The sequence below is a fragment of the Sulfitobacter sp. UBA4523 genome (genome assembly GCF_002388305.1).
Lineage (GTDB): Bacteria > Pseudomonadota > Alphaproteobacteria > Rhodobacterales > Rhodobacteraceae > Sulfitobacter > Sulfitobacter pontiacus.
Map to the genome: position 1 here is coordinate 2,016 of NZ_DGMH01000033.1, position 9,320 is coordinate 11,335.

12 protein-coding genes are annotated in these 9,320 nt (G+C 65.0%); all 12 read left to right on the top strand.

The genetic code is table 11. The features are described from left to right. A partial coding sequence (locus B3849_RS08235; RefSeq protein ID WP_286780011.1) for a phage major capsid protein occupies positions 1-983 on the top strand: 983 nt, incomplete at its 5' end. Between the two features lie 156 nt (positions 984-1,139). Then, entirely contained in the window at positions 1,140-1,736 is a 597-nt protein-coding gene (locus B3849_RS08240; protein WP_278424448.1) for a head-tail connector protein, read from the top strand. Further along, positions 1,733-2,071: a head-tail adaptor protein gene (locus B3849_RS08245; RefSeq protein WP_243249999.1), complete on the top strand. Its 339-nt coding sequence runs from the start codon at positions 1,733-1,735 to the stop codon at positions 2,069-2,071. The genes B3849_RS08240 and B3849_RS08245 overlap by 4 nt, the downstream gene beginning before the upstream one ends. Beyond that, a complete protein-coding gene (locus B3849_RS08250) occupies positions 2,068-2,478 on the top strand; it encodes a DUF3168 domain-containing protein (RefSeq protein ID WP_278424447.1) in 411 nt (136 codons plus the stop codon). The genes B3849_RS08245 and B3849_RS08250 overlap by 4 nt, the downstream gene beginning before the upstream one ends. A gap of 34 nt (positions 2,479-2,512) precedes the next feature. Then, the gene (locus B3849_RS08255; RefSeq protein WP_005852906.1) at positions 2,513-2,953 is read left to right on the top strand and encodes a phage major tail protein, TP901-1 family; all 441 of its coding nucleotides are present in this window, start codon (positions 2,513-2,515) and stop codon (positions 2,951-2,953) included. A gap of 2 nt (positions 2,954-2,955) precedes the next feature. Next, on the top strand, positions 2,956-3,270 hold the full coding sequence (locus B3849_RS08260; protein ID WP_184582341.1) for a gene transfer agent family protein: 315 nt from the start codon (positions 2,956-2,958) through the stop codon (positions 3,268-3,270). Then, a complete protein-coding gene (locus tag B3849_RS08265; protein ID WP_074635096.1) occupies positions 3,267-3,500 on the top strand; it encodes a rcc01693 family protein in 234 nt (77 codons plus the stop codon). Before B3849_RS08260 ends, B3849_RS08265 begins: the two co-directional genes overlap by 4 nt. Beyond that, positions 3,500-4,159: a phage tail tape measure protein gene (locus B3849_RS08270; RefSeq protein WP_278424444.1), complete on the top strand. Its 660-nt coding sequence runs from the start codon at positions 3,500-3,502 to the stop codon at positions 4,157-4,159. Before B3849_RS08265 ends, B3849_RS08270 begins: the two co-directional genes overlap by 1 nt. A gap of 12 nt (positions 4,160-4,171) precedes the next feature. Next, complete coding sequence (locus tag B3849_RS08275; RefSeq protein WP_037944011.1) at positions 4,172-4,804, top strand: DUF2460 domain-containing protein; 633 nt, start codon at positions 4,172-4,174, stop codon at positions 4,802-4,804. Then, positions 4,801-5,691: a DUF2163 domain-containing protein gene (locus tag B3849_RS08280; RefSeq protein ID WP_286780012.1), complete on the top strand. Its 891-nt coding sequence runs from the start codon at positions 4,801-4,803 to the stop codon at positions 5,689-5,691. The genes B3849_RS08275 and B3849_RS08280 overlap by 4 nt, the downstream gene beginning before the upstream one ends. Next, the gene (locus B3849_RS08285) at positions 5,688-6,134 is read left to right on the top strand and encodes a peptidase (protein ID WP_278424440.1); all 447 of its coding nucleotides are present in this window, start codon (positions 5,688-5,690) and stop codon (positions 6,132-6,134) included. Before B3849_RS08280 ends, B3849_RS08285 begins: the two co-directional genes overlap by 4 nt. After that, positions 6,134-9,320, top strand: a 3,187-nt coding sequence (locus B3849_RS08290; protein WP_286780013.1) for a baseplate multidomain protein megatron, incomplete at its 3' end; no start/stop codon positions are given. The genes B3849_RS08285 and B3849_RS08290, both read left to right, overlap by 1 nt.

Here is a 9,320-nt window from a genome sequence, read left to right on the forward strand (position 1 = left end):
GGGCTGTAGAGACGGGCGCGCCGCATCAGAAGGCGCTGCATGCCTATATCCGCAACGGCGACGACGACGGGTTGCGCGGGCTTGAGCTGGAGAGCAAGGCGCTGTCGGCGGCGGTGAATTCGGATGGTGGCTATCTGGTGGACCCGCAGACCTCGGATCGGGTGAAGTCGGTGTTGAATGCCGCGGCCTCTATCCGGGCGATTGCGTCGGTGGTGCAGGTCGAGGCGACCTCTTACGACGTGCTGGTGGATCATGCGGATGTGGGTGCCGGTTGGGCGACAGAAACGGGGGCCGTGTCCGAGACCGACACGCCGCAGATCGACCGGATCACCATCCCGCTGCACGAGCTGAGCGCGCTGCCCAAAGCCTCGCAGCGGTTGCTGGATGACAGTGCCTTTGACATCGAAGCCTGGCTGGCCGGGCGGATCGCCGACAAATTCTCGCGGGCCGAGGCCGCAGCCTTTATCCACGGGGACGGGATCGACAAGCCCAAGGGGTTTCTGGCCCATGCCACGGTCGACAATGTGATCTGGGAGTGGGGCAATCTGGGCTATGTGCCCACCGGTGTCGCTGGCGAGATCACGGCGGATGCGGTGGTTGATCTGGTCTATGCGCTTGGGGCGCAGTACCGCGCGCAGGCGAGTTTTGTGATGAGCTCGAAGACCGCGGGCATTGTGCGCAAGCTCAAGGATCTGGACGGGCGGTTTTTGTGGTCTGACGGGATGACGCAGGGCCAGCCCGCGCGGCTGATGGGCTATCCGGTGCTGGTGGCCGAGGACATGCCCGATGTGGCGGCGGATTCATTCTCGGTCGCCTTCGGGGATTTTGCCGCCGGTTACACCGTGGCGGAACGGCCCGACCTGCGGATCCTGCGCGATCCCTTCAGCGCCAAGCCGCATGTGCTGTTCTATGCCACAAAACGGGTGGGCGGCGACGTGAGCGACTTTGCCGCGATCAAGCTGCTGAAATTCGGCACCGCCTAAGGCGCGGGGTCGAACAGGGGGCTGGCGGTGGCTGGCCCCATCCCCCGGGCGCGCCGTGATGCGCCGGGTGCATTGCCTAGCTGCTGCCTCCGACCGAGCGATGCAGTCGGGGTGCGCGTTCGGGGGGCTTTGGCGGGCTAGATTTGGAGCGATGAGATGTTGATCGAAGAGACAGGGGTGGCGGAGGCCGATCTGCCGCTGGAGCCGTTCAAGGCGCATTTGCGGATGGGCAGCGGTTTTGGCACCGAAACCGTACAAGAGCCCGTTTTGGCGAGCTTTCTGCGTGCCGCCATTGCCGCGATTGAGGCGCGCACAGGTAAGGCGTTGATCTCGCGGTTGTTTACCATGACCGTGCAAGAGTGGGCGGACCCGCAGGCGCAGGCTTTGCCCGTGGGGCCGGTCCGGCAGATCGTGGGTGTCACCGTGGTGGCGCGGGATGCGATGGAGACGGTGATCGAGCCGCAGCGCTATTGGCTGGTGCGCGATATGCAGACCCCGCTGCTGAAGCCATCAGGGGCGATGCTGCCGTTCATTCCGCCCCAAGGGTCGGTGGAGGTCTTGTTCGAGGCGGGGCTTGGGGAAAGCTGGGGCGCTGTGCCCGCGGATTTGCAGCAGGCGGTGCTGATGCTGGCGGCGCATTACTATGAATACCGCCACGAGACCCGCCTTGGGGACGGCTGCATGCCCTTTGGGGTGAGCAGCCTGATCGAGCGCTACCGCCCGCTGCGGATCGGCTTGGGGGCACGCGCATGAGCCGGCTGTCGTTGAACCGCCGCTTGGTGTTGGAGGCGCAGGTGCCTCAGCCTGATGGCGCGGGCGGAGAGAGCCGGAGCTGGGTGCGTGTGGGGGATCTCTGGGCGGATGTCACGGCGCGGCGGGGCCGGCGTTTGGGGCGTGGCGGCATTGCGGTGAGCCGCGGGGTCTATGTGGTGACGGTACGCGGTGCGCCAGTGGGCGATCCCGCGCGCCCCTTGCCGCAGCAGCGCTTTCGCGAGGGCACACGGGTCTATCAGATCCAGTCGGTGGCCGAGCAGGACGCACAAGGGCGGTATCTGGCTTGCCTGACCCATGAGGAGGTGGCGGTATGAGCTATGGCATGGGGTTTGCCCTGCAACAGGCGGTCTTTGGCGTGTTGAGCACGGATCAGGAGATCACGGCGCTTGTGGGCGATGCGGTTTTTGATGCGGCTCCTGCGGGGGAGGTGCCGGCGCTGTATGTGCAGCTGGGGTCCGAAGCGGTGCGCGATGCCTCTGACGGGACGGGCGGCGGGGCGGAGCATCGGTTCACGGTTCTTGTCGTCACGCATCATGCGGGGTTCGCCCCTGCGAAACAGGTGGCCGCTGCGGTGAGTGATGCGCTGGTCGGTGGGCGGTTTGGCCTGAGCCGCGGGCGGCTGGTGAGCTTGCGGTTCGAGCGGGCCGTCGCACGACAGGTCGGAGCGGATGCGCGCCGCCAGATAGAGATGCGGTTCAGGGCGCGGGTTCAGGACGGCTGAGCCGAGGTTTCAGGAAATTAACAGGAGAGTGGATATGGCTGTTCAAGCGGGCAAAGATCTTTTGGTCAAGGTGGACATGACGAGCGATGGTCAGTTCGAAACGATCGCGGGGCTGCGTGCCACGCGGGTGAGCTTTAACGCGGAACCGGTTGAGGTGACCTCGCTTGACAGTGAGGGGGGCTGGCGCGAGCTGCTGGCGGGCGCGGGCGTCCGATCTGCCGCAATCAGCGGGTCGGGGGTGTTTCGCGATGCGGGCACGGATGAACGCGCACGGCAGTTGTTTTTTGACGGGCTGACGCCGGATTTTCAGATCGTGATCCCCAGCTTCGGCATTATCGAGGGGCCGTTCCAGGTGGCGGCCATTGAATATGGCGGGTCTTTGAATGGCGAGGCGACCTATGAGCTGAGCCTGCAATCCGCGGGGCAGCTGAGCTTTACCGCGGATACGGCAGACGCACCCGGGGGCGGGGTCTGATCATGGTGAACCGGTGGCGAGGGGATGTGGCGCTGGTGGTGAATGGTCAGCGACGCGTGGCACGGCTGACCCTGGGGGCTTTAGCCGAGCTGGAGGACGCGCTGGAGGAGCCGTCGCTGGTGGCTTTGGTCGAGCGGTTCGAGGGTCATCGGTTCAGCAGTCGGGATGTGCTGTTGCTGCTGGCCGCGGGGCTGCGTGCAGGGGGCACCGAGGTAAGTGCCGAGACGCTCGCGCAGGCCGAGATCGAGGGCGGGCCGGTGGCCGCGTCTCAGGCCGCCGCAGCGCTTTTGGCGCGTGCCTTTGTTGTGCCGGTATGAGCGTGCCGCCCAAGAGGACCACGACAGAGACCGCGCCGGGGATGGACTGGGCCGCGCTACTGCGGGCGGGGCTGAGGGGATTGTCGCTGACGCCCGACGCATTCTGGGCGCTCACGCCGGCAGAGCTGCAACTGATGCTGGGGAGCGAGGCGGGGCGGGCTCCGCTGTTGGGGGATGGATTGGCGGCCTTGATGGCGGCTTATCCCGATAGGCAGAGAGAGGAAGACTGATGGCACAGGATGATACATTCGAAGGGCTAGAGGATGGCGCAGAGCGGTTGAATGAGACGCTTGGCGCGACGGCCACGCTGGTGGCTGGTTTCGATGCCGAACTGCGCCGTATGCGCAGCGCATTGGCCGCGACAGGCAAGGATGTCGCGACGTTAGAGAAGGGGCTGAGCCGTGGATTACGCAGGGCCTTTGATGGTGTCGCGTTTGACGGGATGAAACTGTCGGATGCCCTGTCCACCGTGGCGCGGTCGATGGTGAACACGACCTACAACGCGGCGATGAAGCCGGTGTCCGATCACGTCGGCGGGCTGATCAGTCAGGGCGTGGGATCACTGGTGCAGGGAATACTCCCCTTTGCCGATGGGGCAGCGTTTTCGCAAGGACGTGTGATGCCCTTTGCTCAAGGGGGGATTGTTAGCACCGCCACAGGCTTTGGCATGCGCGGGGGGATGGGGCTGATGGGCGAGGCCGGACCGGAGGCGATCATGCCCTTGGCACGGGGGCCGGACGGTAAGCTGGGTGTCAAAGGGGGCGCGAGCGGCGGGACGACCGTGGTCATGAACATCACCACCCCTGATGTGCAGGGATTCCAACGCAGTCAAAGCCAGATCGCCGCTCAGCTGAGCCGCGCGCTGAACACTGGCAACCGTAACCGCTAGGGGAGCAAGCCGATGAATTTTCACGATGTCAGATTTCCACCTAGCCTGAGCTTTGGATCTCTCGGGGGGCCGCAACGCCGTACCGATGTGGTGACGCTCGCCAACGGGTATGAGGAGCGCAACACCCCCTGGGCCCATTCACGCCGTGTGTATGATGCGGGGCTGGGGATGCGCTCTATCGACGATGTCCAAGCGCTCACGGGGTTCTTCGAGGCGCGTATGGGGCAGATGTACGGGTTTCGCTGGAAGGATTGGGCGGATTTCAAATCCTGCGCCTCTTCGGTGGGGATCACTTTCGAGGATCAGAGCCTTGGCTTCGGGGATGGTGTTCGGACGGACTATCAACTGGTCAAGACCTATAGCTCGGGTGGACATAGCTACGTCAGACCGATCACCAAGCCGGTTGCCGGAACCGTGCGCGTGGGGATAGAGCAGGACGCCCTGCAAGAGGGGAGCGACTATGAGGTTGATCTGAGCACGGGCATCATCCGTTTCGCCCATGCGCCGGACCCCGAAATGCAGGTGTCGGCGGGGTTTGAATTCGACGTGCCTGTCCGCTTTGACACGGATCGCATTCTGGTCAGCGTTGCCAGCTTTCAGGCGGGGCAGGTGCCGGATGTGCCTGTGATCGAGGTGCGGGTATGAGCGGGGCAGGCAAGGACGCGGTGTTGGCGCATGCGCGCAGGGGTCTGACGACGCTGTGCACGGCCTGGGCAATCCGGCGGCGGGACGGGGTGACGCTCGCGTTTACCGACCATGATCAGCCGCTCGACTTTGATGGATTGGCGTTTCGTGCGGATAGCGGGCTGAGTGCGCGGGCCTTGGCGCAGAGCACGGGGCTGTCGGTGGATAACACAGAGGCGCTGGGCGCGCTGAGCGATGACGCGATCCGCGAGGACGAGATCGAGCAGGGGCGCTTTGACGGGGCGGAGGTGCGCTGCTGGCGGGTGAACTGGGCCGATGTGGCCGCCCGTTGCATGATCTTTCGCGGCACGATTGGCGAGATGCAGCGCGCGGGCGGTGCCTTTCGCGCAGAACTGCGCGGGTTGACCGAGGCGTTGAACCGGCCCTTGGGGCGGGTGTTTCAGAAGCCCTGCACCGCGGTGCTGGGGGATGCGGCCTGCGGGTTTGATCTGGCGACGGCGGGCTATGCTGTGACACTCGCCGTGCAGGAGCACGAGGACGGGCGGGTGTTCCGTTGGGAGGGGATCAACGGGTTTGACGACGCATGGTTCGCGCGGGGGCGGCTTGAGGTGTTGGACGGCCCTGCGGCGGGGCTTTGGGGTATGATCAAACACGACCGGGTGCTGGAGGGGCGGCGCGAGGTCGAGCTGTGGGAGCCGATCCGCGGTGCAATCACCGCCGGGCAACGGCTGAGACTGGTGGCAGGCTGCGACAAACGCCACACCACCTGTCGGCTGAAGTTCAACAACTTGCTGAACTTTCAGGGCTTTCCTGATGTGCCGAGCGCGGATTGGATGATGGCGGTGCCGAAATCCTCGGGGAGCAATACCGGCGGGTCGCTGAGATGAGCGCGCGCGGGACCGCCGTGGTGGCTGCGGCGCGGGGATGGATCGGCACGCCCTACGTGCATCAGGCGGCGCGCAAGGGGGCGGGCTGCGACTGCCTTGGCCTGTTGCGCGGTATCTGGCGCGAGGTGGTGGGGCAGGAGCCGGAGGCGATCCCTTCCTATTCAATGGACTGGTCAGAACCACAGGGGGACGAGCGGCTTTGGCGCGCTGCGCTGCGTCACCTCTCGCCCAAGGTTCTGATCGATGAGGCCCCCGGTGACGTGCTGTTGTTCCGGATGCGCAGCGGGGCGGTGGCGAAACATCTGGGTGTGGCGGCAGAGGTCGGTGCGCAGGCGAGCTTTATCCACGGCTACAGCGGGCATGGGGTGACGGAAAGCCCGCTGAGCCTGCCGTGGCGCAGGCGCATTGTGGCGCGTTTTGAATTCCCGGCGGAGGCGATCTGATGGCGACGATACTTCTTTCAACCGCAGGTGCGGCGATTGGCGGCTCTGTCGGGGGCACGTTGGCGGGATTGTCTTCGGTGGCCATTGGGCGTGCCGTGGGGGCGACCCTTGGCCGTGTGATCGACCAGCGGCTGCTGGGGCAAGGGGCGCAGGCGGTCGAGACCGGCAAGGTTGACCGCTTTCGTTTGACCCAGGCGGGCGAGGGCGCGGCGATTGCGCAGGTCTATGGCCGGATGCGTGTCGGGGGACAGGTGATCTGGGCCTCGGACTTTGCCGAGACGACGACGGTGACGGGCGGCGGCGGTGGCAAGGGCGCCCCCTCGACCCCGCAGACGACGGAATACAGCTATAGCGTCAGCCTCGCCATCGCCCTGTGCGAAGGGGAGATCACCAGCATTGGCCGGATCTGGGCGGATGGGGAGGAAATCTCGGCCCACGCGCTGAATATGGCGGTTTATCGCGGGACGCGCGATCAACTGCCCGACCCGACGATTGCCGCGATCGAGGGGGCGGACGCGGTGCCGGCCTATCGCGGCACGGCCTATGTGGTGATGGAGAACCTCGGGCTGGGGCCCTTTGGCAACCGCGTGCCGCAGTTTTCCTTCGAGGTGCTGCGCGCAGAGGAACCGGATGCGCCTGCCGCCGACATCAGTGTGACCCATGGGGTTCAAGGTGTCGCGCTGATTCCCGGCACAGGGGAATACGCGTTAGCGACGACTCCGGTGCATTATACCGACGGACAGGGGGGCCGGTGGAGCGCCAATGTCTCTACCCCCGACGGGCGCAGTGATTTCGCCGCCGCGCTTGAGGATGCCACGCAGGACCTGCCGCAGCTGGCTGCCGCGTCGCTGGTCGTCTCGTGGTTCGGCGATGATCTGCGTTGCGGCGAATGCCGCCTGCGCCCCAAGGTGGAAAGCGCCGAGGACGAGGGCGAAAACATGCCGTGGCAGGTGGCAGGTCTGACCCGCGGCACCGCCGAGGTGATCGCCCGCGAGGACGACCGTCCGGTCTATGGCGGCACCCCCACAGATGCCGCGGTGATCGAGGCGATCCATGCCATTCAGGCGGCGGGCAAGGCGGTGATGTTCTACCCGTTCATCCTGATGGACCAGCTTGATGGGAATACCTTGCCCGATCCCTATAGCGATGCGGGCACCCAGCCCAAGCTGCCTTGGCGGGGGCGGATCACGCTGGCGAAAGCGCCGGGTCAGGCGGGCAGCTCTGACGGGACGCTGAGCGCGTATAACGAGGTGGCGGCGTTCTTCGGCACGGTCACGGCGGCGGATTTTACCATTGCGGGCGGGCAGGTCATCTATACCGGCCCGCAGGAATGGTCGATGTCGCGGTTCATCCTGCATTATGCCGCGCTGTGCAAAGCCGCAGGCGGGGTAGAGGCCTTCTGCATCGGCACCGAGATGCGCGGGCTGACGCAGATCCGCGGGGCGGGGAACAGCTTTGTCGCGGTGCAGGCGTTTCGCGCGCTGGCCGCAGAGGCGCGGCTGCTTTTGGGCGCGGGCACCAAGATCAGCTATGCCGCGGATTGGTCCGAATATTTCGGCTATCACCCGCAGGATGGCAGCGGTGATGTGTTCTTTCACCTTGATCCGCTGTGGGCCGACGACACGATCGATTTCATCGGCATCGACAATTATATGCCGCTGTCCGATTGGCGTGACGGTGCGGATCATCTGGACGCGCAGCAAAGCGACAGCATTTATGCTCTCGACTATCTGGCGGGTAATGTTGCGGGGGGCGAAGGGTTTGACTGGTACTACCATTCGCCCGAGGCGCGCGCGGCGCAACGCCGTACGCCGATCACCGATGGCACCCATGGGGAGCCTTGGGTTTACCGTTACAAGGATCTGCGCGGCTGGTGGGAGAACCTGCACCACAATCGTATTGGCGGCGTGCGCGCAGCAGAGCCGACGGGCTGGCAGCCCGGGTCCAAGCCCATCTGGTTTACGGAATACGGCTGCGCGGCGGTGGACAAGGGGACCAACCAGCCGAACAAGTTTCTTGACCTCAAAAGTTCTGAAAGCAGTTTGCCGCGCTATTCGTCGGGCGCACGGGATGAGTTGATGCAGATGCAATATCTGCGTGCCGTGGCGGATCATTGGCGGGATCCGGCGCATAATCCGATCTCGGCGGCCTATGGCGGGCCGATGGTGGATATGACTCGCGCCTTTGTTTGGGCCTGGGACACGCGGCCCTATCCTTTCTTTCCCAATAATCGCGCGCTGTGGAGCGATGGTCGCAATTACGCCCGTGGGCATTGGCTGAACGGCCGCAGTGCAGCGCTGCCCTTGTCCGAGCTCGTGGCGGCGATCTGCCGTCGTGCTGGCGTTAACGATTTCGATACCTCTGGGCTGTATGGCTATGTCCGCGGCTATGTGGTGGACGAGGTGGCCGATGCGCGCGCGGCGTTGCAGCCGTTGATGCTGCGCTATGGCTTTGATGCGGTGGAACGCGACGGGGTGTTGCGTTTCATCATGCGGGACGGATTGGATGCCGTGCCGCTGAACAGAGAGACGTTGGCTGTTTCGGGTGATTTGGAGGCACCGGTGGAACAGTTCCGTGAGGCAGAGGCGGAGCTTTCGGGGCGTCTGCGCTTGCGGTTTGTGCAGGCGGATGGCGACTACGAGGTGATCGCGGAAGAGGCGATCTTGCCTGACGACGCGACCCATGCGGTGGCGATGTCAGAGTTCAATATGGCGCTCACCCGGGCGGAGGGGCACCAGACAGCTGAACGCTGGCTGACAGAGGCGCGTGTGGCACGCGAAGGGGTGCGTCTGGCGTTACCGCCGTCGATGATGGATGTCGGCGCGGGTGATGTGATTGCCTTGCCGCCAGACGATGGCGAGGGGGAGGCGCTGTACCGCGTGGATCGGGTCGAGATGGGGGAGATGTCTTTGATCGAGGCCGTGCGGATTGAGCCCGAAGTCTATGACCCCGCGCCCTTCGATGACGAATTGGTCGCGTTGAAACCCTTTGTCGCGCCCGTACCGGTGAACGCGCTGTTTCTGGACCTGCCGCTGCTGCGCGGTGACGAGGTGCCCCATGCGCCGCATATTGCGGCCAGCGCACGGCAATGGCCGGGCAACGTCGCGGTCTATGCCTCTGGCGGGGAAACGAATTTCAGGTTGAACACCCTGATGCCCTTACGCGCGACAATGGGGGGCACGCAAA

Bases quoted from the DNA above. Each gene is read 5' to 3' on its own strand.
- B3849_RS08260 (WP_184582341.1), top strand. From the start codon at position 2,956: ATGGTGAACCGGTGGCGAGGGGATGTGGCGCTGGTGGTGAATGGTCAG.
- B3849_RS08270 (WP_278424444.1), top strand. From the start codon at position 3,500: ATGGCACAGGATGATACATTCGAAGGGCTAGAGGATGGCGCAGAGCGG.
- B3849_RS08250 (WP_278424447.1), top strand. From the start codon at position 2,068: ATGAGCTATGGCATGGGGTTTGCCCTGCAACAGGCGGTCTTTGGCGTG.
- B3849_RS08275 (WP_037944011.1), top strand. From the start codon at position 4,172: ATGAATTTTCACGATGTCAGATTTCCACCTAGCCTGAGCTTTGGATCT.
- B3849_RS08280 (WP_286780012.1), top strand. From the start codon at position 4,801: ATGAGCGGGGCAGGCAAGGACGCGGTGTTGGCGCATGCGCGCAGGGGT.
- B3849_RS08240 (WP_278424448.1), top strand. From the start codon at position 1,140: ATGTTGATCGAAGAGACAGGGGTGGCGGAGGCCGATCTGCCGCTGGAG.
- B3849_RS08285 (WP_278424440.1), top strand. From the start codon at position 5,688: ATGAGCGCGCGCGGGACCGCCGTGGTGGCTGCGGCGCGGGGATGGATC.
- B3849_RS08245 (WP_243249999.1), top strand. From the start codon at position 1,733: ATGAGCCGGCTGTCGTTGAACCGCCGCTTGGTGTTGGAGGCGCAGGTG.
- B3849_RS08265 (WP_074635096.1), top strand. From the start codon at position 3,267: ATGAGCGTGCCGCCCAAGAGGACCACGACAGAGACCGCGCCGGGGATG.
- B3849_RS08255 (WP_005852906.1), top strand. From the start codon at position 2,513: ATGGCTGTTCAAGCGGGCAAAGATCTTTTGGTCAAGGTGGACATGACG.